The sequence below is a fragment of the Pseudomonas borbori genome (assembly GCF_900115555.1).
Taxonomy (GTDB): domain Bacteria; phylum Pseudomonadota; class Gammaproteobacteria; order Pseudomonadales; family Pseudomonadaceae; genus Aquipseudomonas; species Aquipseudomonas borbori.
In genome coordinates, this window is the sequence record NZ_FOWX01000023.1 from 52,642 (window position 1) to 72,889 (window position 20,248).

11 protein-coding genes are annotated in these 20,248 nt (G+C 62.9%); 3 read left to right on the top strand and 8 right to left on the bottom strand.

What is annotated here, in order from left to right:
• Window positions 1-228 precede the first annotated feature (228 nt).
• Window positions 229-888 carry a hypothetical protein gene (locus BM315_RS16545; RefSeq protein ID WP_090502961.1) on the top strand — a complete coding sequence of 220 codons (660 nt, stop codon included), beginning with the start codon at window positions 229-231 and terminating at the stop codon, window positions 886-888.
• A 320-nt stretch (window positions 889-1,208) separates the two neighbouring features.
• Here BM315_RS16545 and BM315_RS16550 read toward each other — a convergent pair whose 3' ends face one another.
• Window positions 1,209-2,414 (bottom strand): NAD(P)/FAD-dependent oxidoreductase, encoded by a 1,206-nt coding sequence (locus tag BM315_RS16550; protein WP_090502963.1) that lies wholly within the window; start codon window positions 2,412-2,414, stop codon window positions 1,209-1,211.
• Window positions 2,415-2,538: 124 nt separating this feature from the next.
• On the opposite strand from BM315_RS16550, the gene pdxR reads away from it, so the two are divergent.
• Window positions 2,539-4,035 carry a MocR-like pyridoxine biosynthesis transcription factor PdxR gene (pdxR, locus tag BM315_RS16555; protein WP_090502965.1) on the top strand — a complete coding sequence of 499 codons (1,497 nt, stop codon included), beginning with the start codon at window positions 2,539-2,541 and terminating at the stop codon, window positions 4,033-4,035.
• A gap of 552 nt (window positions 4,036-4,587) precedes the next feature.
• On the opposite strand, the gene BM315_RS16560 is transcribed toward pdxR, so the two are convergent.
• The 3 genes from BM315_RS16560 to BM315_RS16570 all read right to left on the bottom strand — a co-directional run bounded on the left by BM315_RS16560 (window position 4,588) and on the right by BM315_RS16570 (window position 8,907).
• Window positions 4,588-5,499: a RelA/SpoT domain-containing protein gene (locus BM315_RS16560; protein ID WP_090502967.1), complete on the bottom strand. Its 912-nt coding sequence runs from the start codon at window positions 5,497-5,499 to the stop codon at window positions 4,588-4,590.
• The gene (locus BM315_RS16565) at window positions 5,499-7,613 is read right to left on the bottom strand and encodes an NACHT domain-containing protein (RefSeq protein WP_090502969.1); all 2,115 of its coding nucleotides are present in this window, start codon (window positions 7,611-7,613) and stop codon (window positions 5,499-5,501) included. The genes BM315_RS16560 and BM315_RS16565 overlap by 1 nt, the downstream gene beginning before the upstream one ends.
• Window positions 7,614-8,019: 406 nt before the next feature.
• Complete coding sequence (locus BM315_RS16570) at window positions 8,020-8,907, bottom strand: serine hydrolase domain-containing protein (RefSeq protein WP_090503005.1); 888 nt, start codon at window positions 8,905-8,907, stop codon at window positions 8,020-8,022.
• 435 nt (window positions 8,908-9,342) lie between these two features.
• Here BM315_RS16570 and egtB point away from each other — a divergent pair, with 435 nt between their 5' ends.
• Window positions 9,343-11,487, top strand: a complete 2,145-nt coding sequence (gene egtB, locus BM315_RS16575) for an ergothioneine biosynthesis protein EgtB (protein WP_090502971.1) — start codon at window positions 9,343-9,345, stop codon at window positions 11,485-11,487.
• A gap of 42 nt (window positions 11,488-11,529) precedes the next feature.
• Here egtB and BM315_RS16580 read toward each other — a convergent pair whose 3' ends face one another.
• The 4 genes from BM315_RS16580 to BM315_RS16595 all read right to left on the bottom strand — a co-directional run bounded on the left by BM315_RS16580 (window position 11,530) and on the right by BM315_RS16595 (window position 20,096).
• A complete protein-coding gene (locus BM315_RS16580) occupies window positions 11,530-11,931 on the bottom strand; it encodes a hypothetical protein (RefSeq protein WP_090502973.1) in 402 nt (133 codons plus the stop codon).
• Window positions 11,932-12,183: 252 nt separating this feature from the next.
• Window positions 12,184-12,576: a nitrite reductase small subunit NirD gene (gene nirD, locus BM315_RS16585; RefSeq protein WP_090502975.1), complete on the bottom strand. Its 393-nt coding sequence runs from the start codon at window positions 12,574-12,576 to the stop codon at window positions 12,184-12,186.
• Window positions 12,576-15,134 (bottom strand): nitrite reductase large subunit NirB, encoded by a 2,559-nt coding sequence (gene nirB / locus BM315_RS16590; protein WP_090502977.1) that lies wholly within the window; start codon window positions 15,132-15,134, stop codon window positions 12,576-12,578. The genes nirD and nirB overlap by 1 nt, the downstream gene beginning before the upstream one ends.
• Window positions 15,135-15,611: 477 nt before the next feature.
• Window positions 15,612-20,096, bottom strand: a complete 4,485-nt coding sequence (locus BM315_RS16595) for an Lhr family helicase (RefSeq protein WP_425287793.1) — start codon at window positions 20,094-20,096, stop codon at window positions 15,612-15,614.
• Window positions 20,097-20,248: the final 152 nt, after the last annotated feature.

Consider the following 20,248-nt stretch of genomic DNA (forward strand, 5'->3'; position numbering starts at 1 on the left):
CTCGTTGCATAGCGCGACTATTCGCGGGCCGGCCTTGCGCCTCAAAATCGCGCGAACACCGCCTCAAGTCGAAGAGTCCGGGTGCCAAGATCCGCAGGCTGCCAGGCTGCTGAATCGGGTTCTCGCTCGAAACCCTCGCACGGAGGGCTGATTCGCCACAGCCTGCTAGGCTCAATGGGTCAGCCATATTCCGGTCTGGGGGGGCCGTTTCCCACAGGAGGACTGCACATGCACACGCTGACTCTCTCCCTCGCCCTGCCCACGGCGCTGCTGGCCCTGACCTGCAGTTTCGCCAGCCAGGCCGAGCAAGCCGACATGACCTTCTTCATCACCAGCCAGGGCTCGGGCCAGGGCGCCAACTTCGGCGGCCTGGCCGGTGCCGACGCGCATTGCCAGAAGCTCGCCGGCGCCGCCGGGGCCGGCCAGCGTACCTGGCGCGCCTACCTCAGCACCAGCGCCAGCGACGGGACTGCGGCGGTCAACGCCCGCGACCGTATCGGCCCGGGACCCTGGCAGAACGCCAAGGGCGTGGTCATCGCCCAGACGGTCGCGCAGTTGCACGGCGACAACCAGTTGAACAAGGACACCGCCCTGGATGAGCAGGGGGCGCCGATCAAGGGGCGTGGCGACACGCCGAACATGCACGACATCCTCACCGGCTCCCAGGCCGACGGCACGGCGTTCGCCGCGGGCGAGGACCACACCTGCGGCAACTGGACCAGCAGCGGCGAAGGCGCCGCCCAGGTCGGCCACCACGACCGCATGGGCCTGCGCGACGATGCGCCGTCGCGCTCGTGGAACTCCTCGCACCCCTCGCGCGGCTGCAGCGACGAAGCGCTGAAGGGCACCGGCGGGGCGGGGCTGCTGTACTGCTTCGCCGCGGACTGAGCGGGCAAACCGGCAACCAGCGGCAGATTCGTGACGGGGTGGCCCGCCACGGATCTGCTGGGCTCAGAGAACAAAGAGCGCTGAGGGGATCTTGAAAGCGGGTGAATGAGCTGCTATCCGAAACCCTGATTGGCTCTCGGCGAGAGCCGCATATCATGGCGGGCGACTATCGGCCAAATGCGGACGGCCAATCTGGTCAGTCAATCCATTTTCTTTTCGCCGAATGAGCCAACGGGATTGCCGTTGTTGCTGGCAATCCCGTTGCTGTTTCAGCGCGACCGCAATCCCCAAAACCGGACGGCCCATAGTGTTGCGTGCCTTCAGGCCACCACTGGAATTAGTGGATCGGCCGCAGCCAGAGCTATTTCGCGATCAGCCACTGGCGGATAGATCCACTGAGTATTGATCTGAGTTTTCAGCTCTTTGCCTTCTTTACCCGTAAGCACCACTTTACGCTCCCAACCTTCAGTGAAGACCGCCCCCCAACTGCCCAGGTCCAGGCAGGTGACGTACTTGGGCTGGCTATAGGCAATCGGCGCGACACCGAGCAGATCCGCAGCGGCGTTGTTGCCGGCCGAGCGGCCCAGGGCTATGGCGTGCTGGCAAGTCATCAGGGCGTGATTGCCTTGATCGTCCACGGCGGCATAGGCGGTGTCGCCGCTGGCGTAGATGGCATCCTGGCCGAGTACCTTGAGGTTGCGGTCCACGTGCAGACGGCCATGCGCGTCGCGCTCGCCGTTGATTTTCTGGGTCAGTGGCGAGGCTTTCACGCCCACGGCAAAGATCACCGTGCTGGCGGCGATGCGCTCACCGTTGCCAAGCTGTACGCCGTGTTCATCGACCTTGGACACCGGGCTGCCGAGCCGCCAGGTGACGCCCAGGCTGGCGCTGGCCTCGGCGACAATCCCGGCAATTGCCTCGCCCATGGCCGCGCCAACTTGCTTGGCCATATCCACCACGATCACACGAATATCCGTCTGCTCACCAAGGATGGCGCGCAGACGTGCCGGCATTTCGGTAGCGGTTTCGATACCGGTAAAACCGCCACCGACCACCACCACGGTGTTGCGCGCCGCGCTCTCCGGCTGCTGGGCCAGGCTCTGCAGATGGGCTTCGAGTTTCTGCGCCGACTCCAGGCTGTCGACATCGAAGGTAAAGCGTTCGATACCTTCCAGCGGTGGACGTGCCACCAGGCTGCCGGAAGCGAGGATCAGGCGGTCATAGTTCAGCTCGGCCTCGGCCCCCGACGCGTCGCGGTAGCTGACGCGCTTGCTCGCGGCATCAATCTGCGTGGCGCTGCCCTGGACGAAGAGCACACCCACGGCCTCGAACAGCGGGCCGAGCGGAGCGACAGTGCTGGCCAGATCGGTTTCATAAAAGCGTGGGCGCACGCGCAGTTCCGCCTGGGGCGCAAGCAGGGTTACGTTGACGTCCAGGCGCTGCTGTTGATCGAGCAGGCGCACGGCGCTGAGTGCACTCCACATGCCGGCAAAGCCGGCACCGATGATCAGGATTTGCTGTTTCATATTGGTAGGTTCCCGTGCTGAAGAGAAAGGCTGTTGGCTGACGACGGGAGTGATTCTGCATTTGGCTTGGATCAGGGTATTGATCCATTCTTGCTGGAACTAACTAGTCCACTTTGGAGCGATCATGCCCCCTCGTAAATCGCCGCCACAGGTGGTCCTCCTGCCATTGGGCCAGCCCGAACCAGGCGTAAGCCTGCAGCGCTGGCTGTACGAGGCGCTGCGTAGCGCCATTCTCGGCGGGCGCCTACCGGCGGGCAGTAAGCTTCCCAGCACGCGGGCGCTGGCCGAGCACTACAAGCTGGCGCGGGGGACTGCTCAGGCGGCCTATCAGCAGTTGCTTTCCGAGGGTTATCTGGACGCGCAGACCGGCAGCGGCACGCGCGTGTGCGCAGTGCTGCCTGATGCCACACTCAACGCCGGTTATGTACGACGTAAGGTGGTGGCCCAGGTGGACACGCCGCGCACGCCGCCGGCAACGCCCTGGATCGAACGCCTGGACGCGATTACTCCAATATTTGCACGGCGCCCGATGGTGCTTGGGCTGCGCCCGTTCTTTCCGCACCGTGGCGACACCCAGGCCTTTCCGGTCGACCTGTGGCGCAAGCTGCATATCCAGCAGTTGCGTGCCTCACGGCTGTCAATCCTGCTCGACTCCGACCCCGGCGGCTTGCCGGTTCTGCGCGAAGCCATCGCCGGTTACCTGGCTATCGCACGGGGTGTACAGGTACCTGCTGAACGCATCCTGGTGCTCAATAGCGTGCAGCAGGGGCTCGACCTATGTCTGCGTCTGCTGGTGCCGGGTGAGTCCCAGGTGTGGATGGAAGACCCCGGCTATCCGGGGGCGCGTCAGTTGATCGATGTGTCGGGCGTGCAGCGGGTGGATGTACCGGTCGACGCCTTCGGCATTCAGGTGGAAGAAGGCGTGCGCCTGGCCCCCAACGCTAGGTTGGCTTACATCACTCCCTCGCGTCAGGCCCCATTGGGCGGCGAGTTGTCACCGGCACGCCGGCTCGCGCTATTGCAGTGGGCGGCGCAGCACGGCAGTTACATCTTCGAGGACGATTACGACAGCGAGTACCGCTTTGTCGCTAAACCCATTCCGGCACTGCGCTCTATGCCGGCAGCGGAGCAGTCAGTGATTTTGGCCGGCACTTTCAGCAAGTTGCTGTTTCCCTCAATCCGTCTGGCATACCTAGTATTGCCGGCGCATCTGCTGGAGAGCTTCACCCGTGCGGCTGCGCTGATGTCGCGCCACGCCAACAGCCTGTCGCAGGCAGTGCTGGCCGACTTTATCGATGAAGGACATTTTGATCGCCACGTGCGGCGTATGCGCAAACTCTACGCTGCACGCGCCGAGGCGTTCTCCGAAGCGGCCCAGCGTCATTGGCAGGGACTTATCGAGGTGCCCGAAATCCGTGCGGGGATGGATATTGCCTGCAACCTGCTAGAGGTGAGCGAGCAGGATGCCTTCGCGCGCTTGCAGGCAGCGGGCATCGATGTATTGCCGCTGGCGAGCTATTGCGTAAAGGCTCGTGCGGCAGGGCTGGTAATGGGGTTTGCGCCCTACGATGAGCGCGCCGTTGAGGATGCTGCCAAGGCTGTTGCTGTGGCACTGAGGTGATAAGGCTTAATGGTTCTATCGCTTCAACTACGTACTGCTACTGCGCGAATGCGAGTGACTGGAGCCGACGCAGAGTGGCAGTGACGATAGGCAGAAATCGGCCAATCGCAGAAGCGGGTGGACAAGTAAACGTTCGGCGTTGTCCACCCTACACAGCCGTCAAATTCACGTAGGGTGGGAAAAACCGCGGAGCGTTTTCCACCTGTGTCTTATTCAGGCTACCTGGCTGGCCGATCACAACCGGCAGCAGTCGGCCTGGAGCAGGCGGTGACGACAGGCAGAAAACGGCCAATAGCTGCCATTTAAAGCAGCGCTACCGGTACAAGTTCGCTAAAGATCATGAAATAACAGGCCAGCCATCTCCGCTGCAAGCAGTTGCCTGCGTGGTGTGAGGTATATTCGAAACTGCTCACCGAGTCTCATGTTGCTGCACTACGGCAAAAAAGACGCGTCACGATCTGGCGTTTCTCAACGTGATCATCCGCGAAGCGGCTGGTGCATTCTCAGGATCGCGAGTCACACTTGGGCATGGCCTCGCGTCCATTTTGCGGATCAGGCTTCAGCTCTAGTTCTCCCAAACTGCTCTAAGCCAGAATCTTCAAGAATGCGCAAAATACGCTGTGGTGTTATATCGAGGATTGCAGTGTTACCTGCATATAGATAATTGCCGATATAAATTATGTTGTCAGCATTGATTGGAAGCTCGACCTTGTTCTTAATTATTCGGCTCAAGAAGCTTTCCCGATTGATCCGAAAGATCTTTTTGCCTGTTTCAGGATAGAGCTTTAACTTATCTACAACCTCTTTGCTGAGGTCACTTTCAGACCTCAATCGAAACTTAGTACGAACCATTTGACTCCATTCGCCAGCTTTATAATGACGATAGGCTAAGGTTTCAAATAGCTTCATCATTCCCCAGTCGGAGGTCTCAAGAGTTGCGAAGATGCCATTAAGCGCACGCCCTAAATCTGAATACCCTGACCAGTCGTCTTGACACTTGTACCTCAAATCATGCTCGACTTCGTGCCATCCTTCAGAAAGAACCGTTCGAATTTGAACTTCAAACGTATCGTCCAGCACGTCATAAGAATCCAGGAGCGTACTATTCTCGGAAATCTCAGGAGGAAGCTTAAATATCAGATTACAACGGTTCGCGGTAAAGACCGAACCATTGGGAGTATCGATGGTGGAGGAGTGCTCGTCGTAGTTAAACGAATTTTTCAAAACATCCATAGCTACGGCCTGATCGTCAGGAAAATACAACGCTACTCGCACGCCGAAAGCGTCTTGGATCTTCTTGCCCGTAGGGGTGTATTTTCCAGCCGATTTGTTGATTTTCTTCTCTATGGATTCAACACTTTTAGCTCTCGAAAATACTCGGCAAAGCAATCCGATTTTATCAAGCTCGGACTGGATTAAGTGCTGGAGATTGTTGGCAATCAATTTATCAGGAGAAACGGACATTAGCTGCGTCCCAGCATTGTTTTTACTTCCGAAATATGTTCGAGATTTAGTTCTAGAACGCTGTTTTTTCCACCATCACGGATAAACCGCTGCCGGCGTAATGAAGCAATCGCCTCAAGGATTTCGTCTTGGCCGATTTGTGCGGAGTTCGCGCAAACGATTCTAATGGGGCGATGTTTGTGGAAAGTGGGTCTCCCTTTGGGCCAGAATTTTTCGAGAACGAAGATCTCCGCATCCGGGAATTTCCGCACTATCGTTGTATCGTCTACCGCCCTTTGTTGGAGGGCTAACAGGAGATTTGGGTTGTCTGAGTCGCAGCCGAGCGCGTGGATAACACCGCCTTCTTCATCATGTTCGAAGCCGCAATTAAAAAAACGGCAGTTAATGAAGGACACTTTATCCATGTTCTTGCCGACTAAGGTCACGTCCGAGAAACAGCAACCAATGAAAATAAAGTTGTTGATCGAATTGGATTTGCCAATATCAACACTCTTGATTTCTATGTTTTCTACCGAGCCGTCACAAAGATCAATATCTAATCTGTCAGTAAGCATGATCGTGTAAAGCACCTTGTCCGTTACCGGAAGGAACTCCAGAGAGAACTCCAGGGCGTTCCAAAGGTTCTGTTTCGTGTCATCGGCTCTAGCAATCGTCGCAATCACCGAAGGCTCAATAAACCGCTCGAATCCAGCCCACTCATTAGAAGTGTCATCAATGATGATCTCGGCGCAGAAGTTTCCAAGCACAAACTCATTTACGAAGCCAATACCCTGACCGTTCTCATTACTCCGATCCAGCATTGCGTGTCCCGACAATTTGGTCACAAGCTCCCCGAGCGTGGGGCGCTCTTCTGGCTGGTACTGTTTGCGACTCTGATCGAGCAATTCATAGTGATTTTTCAGAATAACATCTGAAATATATTCTTTCGACTCGGAGGTATAGTTCCTCTCCATCATGTCGTTAGCAATAGTCTTAAGAATAGCGTACTGATCCTGAGGTAGTACGCGTAGGTCTTGGCGGCGACGTTCCCGCTCAAGCATCGAAGAGAAGTATTTATCCACTATCGAGTTGGGGTTCGCGATTGCCGCATCAAACTCGGTGTTAGAGATGCAACGAAGATAGGAAAGCAGTACGGGATTGCTCAGCCTATCGATTGGGAAATTGACGAGTTTCAATGCATCTAGTCGTGCCGGCGGAATCCAGTCCTCAATGGTGGGCTCGCTAATACGGATGCGATAAATCTCGAAGTCTTCGTCATGCTTTTCCACCCATGAGTGGAAGTTATCACCATCGAAAATCGCAGTGCGACGGGTGGTTAGGATCACCTTCGCCGACTTAGTAAGTAACTCGCTGATGGTGTCGAGCATGGGTTCGGTATGTTCATACCCATCGTTGTCTTCGGCAGTTTTACTCTGCGGTAAAAGCTCATCAAAACCGTCGAGAATAACTGGAACGTTGCCGTTCTGAATCTCAGAACGAACCAGACTCGAGCGCAATAAGGGAAAGCTCCGATCAATTTCGTCCAAGAAGACGTAACGGAAAATCTTAGCCTGACGGTTCCTGGCCAGTTCAGAGAACAGCGGAACCATATCGTCGGAGTTTTCGATTATTTCATTCAGCAGTTCGTGCGCGGTGCATGTCTTACCGAAGCCAGCGGCGGCTTCAATCAGAAAAAGCGCAGGTTTAGTCGACTTTAGCCTTGAATAAATTTCGTTTACGACACTACGAGTACCCACCGCATCATTGATCGTATAATGCGATCTAATATATTCGTACTTGCCGTTATCCGAGTGTGTTTTGGCGATGGAATCGGTATAGCGGCTGTATTCTCTTTTCAGCTTCTTACGCGTGCTTTCAGCGGAGAAGAAGCCTCTAAAGAGAGTTTTCTCGATGGATTGAGTTGTCGTGTACGAGCGAAATTTGCAGGCGTAGCCCGTCTTTTTGAATTCGTTGAAGACCTTTTCTTCGTCGCCTTTTGGTCCTGTTTTTATGATGTCGGCGTTATGGAAGTGGCCTGATCTATAGGTAAATACATGGATGCCAGGCTCGTAGCTATCAGCTTCTTCAAAACCGTACTGCCGGTACAGCCTTCTGAGTTCGCTTACATCAATCATATCTATCCTTGGCATAGGTCATGGCATAAGCATCTTTATTCTAAATTGCTCACGCGCACGGGCTCTGATCCTGAGGAAAAGCGAGATCGTCCTCTTTCAATGGCTTAATGATATCAAGCTTGTACGCGTTCTGGGACACCGTTTGATGGCTGGTTATCTCGGATCACCGAGCGAGTGGGTAGGGCGTCTGAAGAAGCTCAGCGCGGTGATATTGAGCTTTATGAGGAGTCCGTTTTGGGAGCTTTCAGCTATTGGGATGAACGCAGCTTGCGGTAGTAACACGCCACGTCATGGTGGCTGAATGTCTGCTTCTGGCCGGTTTCTGCCGGTCGTGAGGGGCAAAAACCGACTCATAGCGGTCACTCGTAGGGTCCTGAGATCGGAGCTAAAAAGGTCTCAGGCCCCGTCAACCAGCATGCCGCAAGGCGGTCATCAACTGTCGAACGACGTGTGCTTCGACGGCTCCTTCATCGGAGCCTTGCTGAAAAACAGCGCAACATGCTGATGCCTCACCGTCGGAGCAGCGGTAAACCGCGACGACACTGCCAGGCCCGCTGCCGGTGTGTCCGCACAGGGTCAAGCCGCCCTCAATCGAGCTCCGCATCACGCCAAGGCCATATCCCGGTGTAAGCCACGGGCGTCCGAGAATCGGGCCGCCTAATGTTCGTACAGTTTGCATTTCCTGTAGCAATGTCTTTGGGAGAAGGTGTCCGGCGAGCAATCGATCCAGGAAAAGAGCCGCTTGCGCAATGGGGCCGACCAGCAAACCATGGTAGACCCAGGCTGGATCATAGTTCGACGCACTTCCAAGGCATGTCTCTTGTAAATCTGCCCGCGTTGTTGCGAAGCAAACGCTTGATATGCCCAATGGTGTCAGCGCACGTCGATTTACTGCGTCTTCAAGCGCCAGGTCTGTCACACGCTCAATAAGTCTGGCTACGAACATGTAGCCAACATTCGAGTAGCGCCAACTGGTTCCTGGTTGGTATCGAAGCTTGATGCCATCAAGGCGCTGCATCATTTCATCTGCCGACCAAGCTGCCCCATTGTTGGCAACAGCGGTGTGATATTCCGCAAGCTCGCCATAATCCGCCAGTCCCGCCTCATGCCGCAGTAGCTGGCGCAAAGTGAAAGGTTCATCAAGAATCGGCTCGTCCAGGCCGACCAGTCCGTCACGCACCAGTGATAGAGCGGTCGCGGCCAGGACTGTTTTGGTGAAGCTCCACCAGGGGGCCGTTAGCTCTAGTCGGTCAGGCGTCAATGGCTGACCGTTCGATACAAGTGAAATCAGCATTGATTGCCCTGAGGGTTGGGTATTGGACGGGAAAGGCTCGAGGAGCCGACACGATACCCCATTGATCATCCATGAGCCCCCGAACTGGCCGCGCGGGTGATGCAATACAAGGATCGGGTCAAGCCGCACCTGCCGGGCGCCTGCCCGGTCAAGGGTCTCAGCCATTCAGGGCGCGCCGCTCCACTCTTGCGAGCAGCAGCCGTGGTTATGAAGCGTCCGGGTCAGGGCTCGCGCGGCTGGTTCAATGAGCCCTGGGCGGCGCCGATAGGGCGGTGCGCCTTGCCTCAGCGCCTCAGTCGTCCACACTTGAGTAATCGCATGGGTCACGGGTAGTGCGTCGTCCGGCCGTACATGGCGAGTCATCAATCAGGTCCCAGGACGCCCGGCGCAGCTTCACGGCCGGCTCGCCCCCGATGGGCTCGAGAGAACAGACCGATGAACAGCACGCTTCTCGATCGTTACCTGCACGTTCGCCGCCATAGCGCGGCATTGGTTGCGCCGCTCAGCGAGGAGGACATGGTCGTCCAGTCGATGCCCGATGCCAGTCCGGCCAAGTGGCACTTGGCGCACACCACCTGGTTCTTCGAGACCTTTCTGCTCGCCGCGCACGCAGCGGACTACCGCGCGTTCGATCCCGCCTTCGCCTACCTGTTCAATTCCTATTACGAAGCCCTCGGCCCGCGCCAGCCGCGGCCGCAGCGCGGTTTGCTGACGCGACCGCCGCTGGCCAGGGTGTGGGCCTATCGCGCGCACGTCGACGAACACATGGGCCGGCTCCTGCAGGAGGCGCCACCGAATGCCGAGTTGACGGCGCGGGTGGAACTGGGCCTGGCCCATGAGCAGCAGCACCAGGAACTGCTGCTGATGGACCTGCTGCACCTATTCAGCCTGTCGCCGCTGAAGCCGGCCTATGCCCAATACTGGCCGGCGGAGAGCGCGGGGCGGCGTGGGCGTTTTCTCCCCATGCCGGGCGGCTTGATCGAGGTGGGACATGCCGGCGACGGCTTCGCCTTCGACAACGAAGGGCCGCGCCATAGCTGCTACCTGCAGCCGTTCGAAATCAGCGACCGCCTGGTAAGCAACGGCGAATGGCTGGCCTTTATCGAAGCCGACGGCTACCGGCGCGCCGAGCTGTGGCTGGCCGATGGCTGGGCGCTGAGCCAGGCCGAGCAATGGCAGGCGCCTCTGTACTGGCAGCGACTGGATGGCCACTGGCAGGCCATGACCCTGCGCGGTCTGCAGGCGCTCGACCCGGACGCGCCCGTGACCCATATCAGTTACTACGAGGCGGCGGCCTACGCCACCTGGGCCGACGCGCGCCTGCCGAGCGAGGCGGAATGGGAGCATGCCGCCGGCAGCGGTCTGCTCGAACAACTCGACGATGTGGCCTGGCAATGGACCCAGAGCGCCTATGGCGCCTATCCGGGGTTTCGTCCGGCGGCCACCGCCATCGGCGAGTACAACGGCAAGTTCATGGTCAGCCAGATGGTCCTGCGCGGCGGCGCCAGCGTCACGCCGGCCGGGCACTCGCGCCCGAGCTACCGCAACTTCTTCTACCCGGCGCAGCGCTGGATGTTCTCCGGTTTGCGCCTGGCGCGTGATGCCGGGGCGGTGCATGCCGGGGCGGTCCATACCGAGACTGTCGGGCGGGTCGACACGCCCGACGGGGAGTTCGCCCGCGACGTGATCGCCGGCCTGTCCGCGCCGCAGAAGCGCCTGGCGCCGAAGTACTTCTACGACGCCAGCGGTTCGGAGCTGTTCAACGCGATCTGCCGCACGCCGGAGTACTACCCGACTCGCGCCGAGATCGAGCTGCTGAAACGCATCGCGCCGCAACTCGCCGCGCAGATTCCCGCTAGCGCCGCGTTGATCGAATTCGGCAGCGGCGCCAGCGCAAAGACCCGCCTGTTGCTCGACGCCGCGCCGCAGCTCGCCGCCTACCTGCCCATCGATATCAGTGAATCGGCCCTGCGCCGGGCCGTTGCCCAGTTGCGCCGCGATTACCCACAGCTGGAGATTGCCCCACAGGTCGCCGACTTCAGCCAGCTGTCGCAGCTGTGCCTGGCAACCGGGGCGCAGGCGCGGGCGGGCTTCTTCCCCGGCTCGACCCTGGGCAACTTCACGCCTGCCGAGTCGGTGCAGTTCCTCGGCTCGGTCCGCACTCTTCTCGGCCCGAACGCGCGCTTTATCGTCGGCGTCGACATGCTCAAGGACATCGCCACCCTGGAAGCCGCCTACGACGACGCCGAGGGCATCACCGCGCGTTTCAACAAAAATCTGCTGGTGCGCATCAATCGCGAATTGCACGGCGACTTCGATCCGGACGCCTTCGATCACCTGGCGCAATGGAACCCGCAAGAGAACTGCATGGAGATGTACCTGGTCAGCCGCCACGAGCAACAGGTGCAGGCCGCCGGCCAGCGCTTCGTCTTCACGCGCGGCGAGCTCCTGCATACCGAGAGCTCGCACAAATACAGCGTCGAATCCTTCAGCCAGCTCGCCGCCGAAGCCGGCTGGCAACTGGGCCGCTACTGGCTCAGCCCGGCGCCGCAGGTCGGGCTGTTCATTCTGGAAAATTGAGGTTCATGGGTGGCTCCTGGCCGCGTCCAGCCACCCAAGCCCTCAAGCATCCCTGAACAGGTCATGGGCATCGAGCAGTCGGTAGGCGATTTCCGGGTGTTTCTCCAGGCCGCGGCGGATGGCGGTGGGCAGCGCCTGGCGGGTCTTGCGGCAGAGCCCCGGCAGTTGCTCGATCTGGATGGCGATGCCGCGCATGCTGCGCACTTCGTTGAAGCCCGGGGCGACGGCCAGGCGGATGCCGAGTTGCTCGTACATGCGCTGTTGCAGCTTTTCCAGGTCGCCCAGGCTCTCGATGTTTTCCAGGCGCTCGAGCAGGCGTTTTTCCTCATGGCGGGTCAGGCGCAGGATGCGCAGGTCGCTGCCGGCTGTTTCCAGCAGCTGCTCGCGCCCGCAGTCGCAGGCGCCGGGCGGGCAGGGTTGGCGGATCTGGGGGGAGGGCGTCATGGCCCCAAGCATAGCGAGCCGAGATCGATTTTGCCTATCGGGTTTGCGCCGACAGTGATCGGCGGATGCGGTTTGTAGGGGCACTCGCCGCAGGCAGTGCACCGCGGCTTGATCGGCACGGCACAGGGCTGTCGCTGCGCTCCGAACGGAATGCCGCCCTGCGGTTGCCTTTGGCCCCTACGGATCGTACCGGCCGCTCGACCTGGAGCAAACCGCGCTGCGGCTCAGACGCGTGGCGGCTGAGCCGGGCGTTCAATCAAACAGGCCGATCTCCACTGCATCGCCGTTCAACCGTACCGGCCAGACGCGCAGGCTCTGCTCGGGGTATTCCAGGCAGCTGCCGTCTTCCAGGCGGAAGTGCTGCTTGTACAGCGGCGAGGCGATCACCAGGTCGCCCTTGAGCTGGCCGACGATGCCGCGGCCGATGACGTTGGCGCCCGATTTCGGGTCGCGGTTGTCGATGGCAAACAGTTTTTCACCTTCGACGGTGAGCGGCAGATGGAACAGCGCGACCTGGGCGCCCTGGTGCCAGGCGACCACGCCGGAGTTGGCGACCAGGTCGCTGCGGCTGCACAGCGCGCGCCAGGCGCAGGGGTTAGGCGCGGCTTGGCGGAATTCGGCTCGTACGACATTCGACTGGCTCATCAGAGCACCTCCTCGGTAACGGGGATCAGGTGGAGTTCAGAGGCATGCACCGGACGGCGCTGGCCACGTTCTTTGACGAAATGGATGTCCGGGTCGCCGCGCTCGTCGTTGACGAAGGTGCGGAAGCGCTTGAGCTTCTCCGGGTCCTTCAGGGCGTTGGCCCATTCGCACTCGTAGCGGTCGATCACCAGCTGCATCTGCGCTTCCAGCTCGGCGGCGAGATTCAGGCTGTCGTCGATGATCACCTGCTTGAGGTAATCCAGGCCGCCGTCGAGGCTCTCGCGCCAGACCGAGGTGCGCTGCAGCTTGTCGGCGGTGCGGATGTAGAACATCAGGAAGCGGTCGATGTAGCGGATCAGGGTTTCGTCGTCCAGATCGGTGGCGAACAGCTCGGCATGCCGCGGACGCATGCCACCGTTGCCGCTGACATAGAGGTTCCAGCCGTTCTCGGTGGCGATCACGCCGATGTCCTTGCTCTGCGCCTCGGCGCATTCGCGGGTGCAGCCGGAGACGCCGAACTTGATCTTGTGCGGCGAACGCAGGCCCTTGTAGCGGTCCTCCAGGCGCAGAGCCATGCCGACGCTGTCCTGCACGCCGTAACGGCACCAGGTGCTGCCGACGCAGGATTTCACCGTGCGCAGCGACTTGCCGTAGGCGTGGCCGGTTTCGAAGCCGGCTTCGATCAGCTCGCCCCAGATGTCCGGCAGCTGGTGCAACTGGGCGCCGAACAGGTCGATGCGCTGGCCGCCGGTGATCTTGGTGTAGAGGTCGTATTTCTTCGCCACGGCGCCGAGGGCGATCAGCTTGTCCGGGGTGATCTCGCCGCCGGCGATACGCGGCACCACCGAGTAGGTGCCGTTCTTCTGCATGTTGGCCATGAAGGTGTCGTTGGTGTCCTGCAGCGGCACCAGCAGCGGATCGGTGATCGGCTGGTTCCAGCAGGAAGCCAGAATAGAGCCGACCGCCGGCTTGCAGATGTCGCAACCGGTGTGGCCACGGCCGTGCTTGGCCAGCAGTTCCTCGAAGCTCAGAACCCCTTCCACCCGTACGATGGAATACAACTCCTGACGGGTGTGGGCGAAGTGCTCGCACAGGCTCTTGTCGACGGCGACGCCACGGGCGCTCAGCTCGTTGTCGAACACCAGCTTGAGCAGTGCGCTGCAGCCGCCGCAGCCGGTGGCCGCCTTGGTCTGCGCCTTGAGTTCGCCGAGGTCGGTAACGCCGGCCTCGACCTTGCAGCACACCGCGCCCTTGCTGACGTTGTGGCAGGAGCAGATGGTCGCGCTGTCCGGCAACGCATCTGCGCCCAAAGTCGGCGCGCCTTCGGACTGCGGCAGGATCAGGCCGGACGGATCTTTCGGCAGGGCGATGCCGTTCTGTGCGTACTGCAGCAGGGTGTCGTAGTAACTGTTGTCGCCGACCAGCACCGCGCCGAGTACGTTCTTGCCATCGGCGGAAACGACCAAACGGCGGTAGCTGGCGCTGGCCTCGTCGATAAAGCGGTAGCTCTTGGCGCCGGGGGTGGCGGCGTGAGCATCGCCGATCGAACCGACGTCGACGCCAAGCAGCTTGAGCTTGGTCGACATGTCGGCGCCGGTGAAGGGTTCGTAGGCGGCGCCGGCCAGCTGCGCGGCTACGCTGCGCGCCATGCTGTAGCCCGGCGCGACCAGGCCAAAGACGCTGCCATTCCAAGACGCGCATTCGCCGATGGCGAAGATGTCCGGGTCATTGGTGCGGCAATCGTTGTCGACCACCACGCCGCCACGGGCGGCGATCTCCAGCCCGGCGCTGCGGCCGATGGCGTCCTGCGGGCGGATGCCGGCGGAGAACACGATCAGATCGGTTTCGAGGAATTCGCCGTCGTTGAAATTCATCCGGTAGGCGTATTCCTCGCCCGCAACGATCTCCTGGGTGGCACGCGACAGGTGCACACCGACGCCCAGGGCTTCGATGCGCGCCTTGAGTGCGGCGCCGCCTTCGGCGTCGAGCTGCACCGGCATCAAGCGTGGGGCGAATTCGACCACATGGGCTTCCAGGCCCAGGGATTTCAGGGCATTGGCCGCTTCCAGACCGAGCAGGCCGCCGCCGACCACCACGCCGCGTTTGGCATTGGCAGCGGCATCGCGGATCGCGTCGAGGTCGTCGAGGGTGCGGTAGACCAGGCGCGAATTGCCCTCGGCGCCGGGGATCGGCGGCACGAACGGATAGGAACCGGTGGCCAGTACCAGGCGATCGTAAGCATGGCGGCCGGCGCTGGTGACCACTTGCTTATTCTCGCGGTCGATCTCCAGCACCTGCACGCCGAGGTGCAGCTGCACGCCGTGGCGGACATAGAGGTCGGGCTCGCCCAGGGCCAGGGACTCGGCATCGCGACCGCCGAAATATTCGGAGAGGTGCACGCGATCGTAGGCGCGCTGGCGCTCTTCACCGAACACATGCACTTCATACTGATCGAGTGCGCCCTGCTCGATCAGCTGCTCGACGCAATGATGGCCGACCATGCCGTTGCCGATGACGATCAAGGTGTCGCGCTTGATCGGAGTGACGAGAGAGTTCATAGCCGTTCCTCAGTCGAAGCCGTTGCCCGGGGCACGGCCAACAAAAAAAAACGCCTGGAGCTGGCTGGCAGCTCCAGGCGTCTTTGCCTGGTATTCATGGGTTGTGTGGGGTGATGTGCCCGGACTGCGCTGTCCGCTTCACCCATCCCGGCCGCTAATGGCCAATGGTCGTCGGTGACCATAGGGGATGCGCTGCCGAAGGTTTGGCAACTGTTGCGAGGGGTTTTGCAGGTTCCGTGCCGAAATCAGGCCAAAGCCTGTAAGGCGTTACTGACGGATTGGCCAAATGGCGGCCGCGCGGGCCTTTGCCGGCGATGGCGGAGTGATCCCGTTGGCGTCCATCGGCGTCCTCATGGCCATCGCCCTGGCGCAGGGCGGTGAACCATAAGTGTGCGGATGGATTGCCGGATCCCTTTTTTGGGGCGTTTTTAGCGCCCGGCCTGGCGGTTCGTCACCTGCCAGAACGAGCCCGGGCTCTCAGGACCGTGACCCGGCGCGGTGCGGGCGCTGGCTCAGGGAGGCGGGCAGGCCCGGCTGGCGGATCAGGGCGGCCTGCCATTGCCCGGCGGTGAAGGTGTCGGTCTGTTGCAGCAGCTGGATCTTGCCGGCGACCAGGCTCGCCACCGGTACGCCGTCGCAATACAGCAGGCGGTTGCCGGCCAGCGCCGGCACCTTGTTGCCGGGCAGCAGGGTGCCCAGCAGGTTCAGCGGGTCGCAGGCGGACAGGCCGATCAGGCTGCCGTCGGCCGGGCGCTTGCGCACCTCGCGCAGCAGGGCGACGGCTTCCGGCAGGGCGAACTGTTCGCCCACCACGCCGGCGACGAAGCGCCCGCCGCGGATCTCGCCGCGTGCCTCCAGGCGCTGGTAGACCCGCAGCAGCTCGCGCCAGGACGGCAGCCAGTCGGCCTCGCGCTCGAGCAGGCGCCAGCAGACCACGCCGTAGCGGCGCAGCAGGGTGCGCGCGATATGTTCCAGGGCCTCGGCGCTCGGTTTGCTCTCGACCGCTTCCTCGCCGCGGCCGCGCAGCAGGGCCCAGCGCCCGGCGTCCTGCATATTGGCCAGGGCGCGGTGGGCGCGGCGTTGCTGCTGGCTGCGCTTGGCCGCCGGCAATAGCAGCGAGCGCAGGCCGGCGAAGCTGTCGGCGTTGGCCAGGCCGAGGGCGACCAGCTCGCCGAGGCAATCCTCCAGCTCGCTGCGCAACAGGTGCGCCTGCTCCTGCAGTTCGTCGAAGAACAGCGCGCCCTGGCTGGCCAGCACCTGGCGCAGGCGTTCGGCGCGCGGCGAGGGTTCGGCGGTTGGCGCCTGGCCCAAACAGGCGCGCCACAGGCCCAAGTGTTTGCGCGGCAGCAGGACGATCGGCGTGCTGCGCAGCGGGCCGCCGGCGGCGCGGCTGCGTCCGGCCAGGCGGCACCAGACCAGGCGCCCGGAACGGCACAGGTCGTCGAGCCAGTTGATCCCGTAGTCGCTGACCCGGCTCGGCAGGATCTCGCTTTCCCAGGCGCCGGCCGCGGCCTGGAAACCTTCCAGCTGACCGAGTATGCCGGCCAGGGCTTCGGCGCCGCGCACCCGGTTGGCCGGTGCCACGCGCTGCCAGTCGAACAAAAAACGCATGAAGTCGGCGCGCTGCACCGGCTCGATCTCGCGGCGCAGGCGCCCCACCGTGTAGCGGTGGATGCGCGCTAGCAGGTGGCGTTCGCACCACTCTTCCTCCGGGCTGCCTGGCGAAAAGCGCCCGCGCAGCACGTAACCTTCGCGTTCCAGGGCGAGCAGGGCGAGGTTGATCGCCGCTTCATCCTGGCGCAGGTCGGCGGCGATTCGGGGCAAGGGCAGGGGGCCGAAGCCGCTCAGGCGGGCGCGGACCAGTTCGACCAGGGCCGTCTCGGCTGTCCAGGCTTCATCGAAGCCCCGTGGCGCCTGGATGGCCGGCTTGAATAGGGCATCGGCATGCAGCGCCTGCCATTGGCGCAGACGTTCGGCCGCCAGCCACAGCGCCGGCGCGCCATCGAGCTGCAGGCAGGTGGCGCGCTTGCCCTTGCCCAGCTGCGCCAGCCAGGCCGGCCAGTCGCTGTTGGCCTGCGCCTCGGCCTGGCTGATGGCGCCGAGGCTCATTAGCGCCTCGTGCATCTCGTCGGCATCGCGCACCTCGGGCCAGGCCTGCTGGCGCACCGCGTCTATGGCTTCGGCATCCAGGGCGCCGAGGTCGTCGCTCGACTGCGGCTCGCTCCAGCGGCGGTTCTGCACCGCCTGGGTGCGCCGTTCCTCCAGCGGCGCATCGTCGAGGAAGGCATAGGGCCGGGCGTTGAGGATTTCCGCGGCCAGTGGCGAGGGCGCCGGCAGGTCGCGGGCGAGCAGTTCGATCTCGCCGGCCTCCATGCGCCGCAGCAGGGCCAGCCAGGCCTCGCAGTCCATGGCCTGGTGCAGGCAGTCGTCGAGGGTCTGCGCCACCAGCGGGTGGTCGGGGATCTCGCGCTCGCCGACGATATTTTCCAGGCAGGCCACCTGGTCGGGGAACACCGTGGCCAGCAGGTCTTCGCTGCGCATGCGCTGCAGCTGCGGCGCGACCTTGCGCCCGCCGGCGAAGCGCGGCAGGGCCAGGGCGACGCCGGCGTTCCAGCGCCAGCGCACGGCGAACAGCGGCGCATCCAGCACGGCCTGGATCAGCAGCTGTTCGGCGCTGCCCGAGTGCAGGTAGCGCCACACCTCGTCCAGCGGGAAGCTGTGGCTGGTGGACAGCGAAAGGATCAGCGCGTCCTCGGTGGCGGCGGCCTGCAGCTCGAAGTTGAAGCTGCGGCAGAAGCGCTTGCGCAGGGCCAGGCCCCAGGCACGGTTGAGGCGGCTGCCGAAGGGCGAGTGGATGATCAGCTGCATGCCGCCGGATTCGTCGAAGAAGCGCTCTATCACCAGCCGCCGCTGGGTCGGCAGGCCACCGAGGGCGGCGCGGGCGCGGGCCAGGTAGTCGACGATCTGCTGCGCGGCCGGCTCACTCAGGCCGATGGTCGCCACCAGCCAAGTGGTGGCATTCTCGATTGGGCTTGGTGTGGCGGCTGGAGAATTTTCGCGGATAAATCCCCTCCCACAAGAGCCGGCACCGCTCTCCCCTGTGGGAGGGGGCTCGGCCGCGATGGGCTCGACGCCGACCTGATCGCCAATCAATTCGCTGCTACCGCTCAGCAATCGCTCGATCTGTTCGCGCAGGCGCGCCACCGCGGCGGACAGCTCGTCGCTGCGCCCCGGCGCCTCGCCGAGCCAGAAAGGGATGGTCGGCGACTGGCCACGGGCATCCTCGACCCGCACCTTGCCCGGCTCGATGCGCAGGATGCGGTAGGACTGGTTGCCCAGCTGGAAGATATCGCCGGCCATGCTCTCGATGGCGAAGTCCTCGTTGAGGGTGCCGACCTGCAGGCCCTGGGGTTCCAGCAGCACGCTGTAATCGCCGCTGTCGGGAATGGTGCCGCCGCTGGTGAGGGCGGTCAGCCGGGCGCCGCGGCGGCCGCGCAGGCGCTGGTTGACCGCATCGCGGTGCAGGTAGGCGGCGCGCACCCCGCGACGGCCGCTGTAGCCCTCGGCGAGCATCTTCAGCAGGGCGTCGAAAGTCGCGCGCGGCAGGCCGACGTAGGGCGCGGCGCGGGTCAGCAAGCGGTAGAGGTCGTCCTCGCGCCACTCGCGGCAGGCCACCTCGGCGACTATCTGCTGGGCCAGCACGTCCAGCGGTGCCCGTGGAATCACCAGGGCATCCAGTTCGCCGCGGCGCACACAATCGAGCAGGGCGGCGCATTCGATCAGCTCGTCGCGCGACTGCGGGAACAGCCGGCCCTTGGGCGTGCCGCCGACGCTGTGGCCGGAACGGCCGACCCGCTGCAGCAAGGCGGCGATGCTGCGCGGCGAACCGAGCTGGCAGACCAGCTCGACCTCGCCGATGTCGATGCCCAGCTCCAGCGAGGCGGTGGCCACCAGCACCCGCAGTTCGCCGCGCTTGAGGCGCTGCTCGGCATCCAGGCGCAGCTCCTTGGCCAGGCTGCCATGGTGGGCGGCGACCGCGGCGCTGCCCAGGCGTTCGGCCAAGTGGCGGCAGGCGCGCTCGGCCAGGCGCCGGGTGTTGACGAACACCAGGGTGGTGCGGTGCTGCCGGGCCAGTTCGGCCAAGCGGTCGTAGACCTTGTCCCAGACCTCGTTGCTCATCACCGCCTCGAGTGGCACCGGCGGGACTTCGATGGCTAGGTCGCGGGCGCGCTGGTAGCCGATATCGACGATCGCGCAGTCGCCCGGCGCGGCGCCGAGCAGCAGGCGCGCCACCGCGTCCAGCGGCTTCTGTGTGGCGGACAGGCCGATGCGTACCAGCGGGCGTTGGCACAGGGCTTCCAGGCGTTCGACGCTGAGCATCAGATGGCTGCCGCGCTTGCTGCCGGCGATGGCGTGGATCTCGTCGACGATCAGGCTGCGGCAGCCGGCCAGCATTTCCCGCCCCGAGGCGGAGCCGAGCAGCACGTAGAGCGATTCCGGGGTGGTCACCAGGATATGCGGCGGGCGCTTGCGCATCGCCAGGCGCTCCCCCGGGCTGGTGTCGCCGGTGCGCACCGCGGTGCGGATGTCGACATCGGCCAGGCCCTGGCGCTGCAGCTCGGCGCGGATGCCGGCCAGCGGCTGTTCGAGGTTGAGGCGGATGTCGTTGGACAGCGCCTTGAGCGGCGAGACGTAGACCACGCTGCAGCGCTCCTCCAACTCGCCGCCGGCGGCCAGGCCTTCGCGCACCAGCGCATCGATGGCGGCGAGGAAGGCGGTTAGGGTCTTGCCCGAGCCGGTGGGCGCGGCGACCAGGGTCGAGCGGCCGGCGCCGATCGCCGGCCAGGCCTCGATCTGCGCCGGCGTCGGCGCGCCGAAACGCTGGCGAAACCAGGCGGCGACCGCGGGATGAAAGGTCGCCAGCACGGTGTCGGTTGGGTCGCGCTCGGAAGTCGGCTTCATGCCGCCCATCATGCTAGGGCCAAACGCTGGCCTCAAGCCCTGTTCGACCAGCAGCCCGTAGGATGGGCCGGGCCGCGCAGGTTGAGCGCAGCGATACCCATCAATCATTCGATGGGTTACGCCGCGCCCATTCTACGGGCTGAAAATCGGCA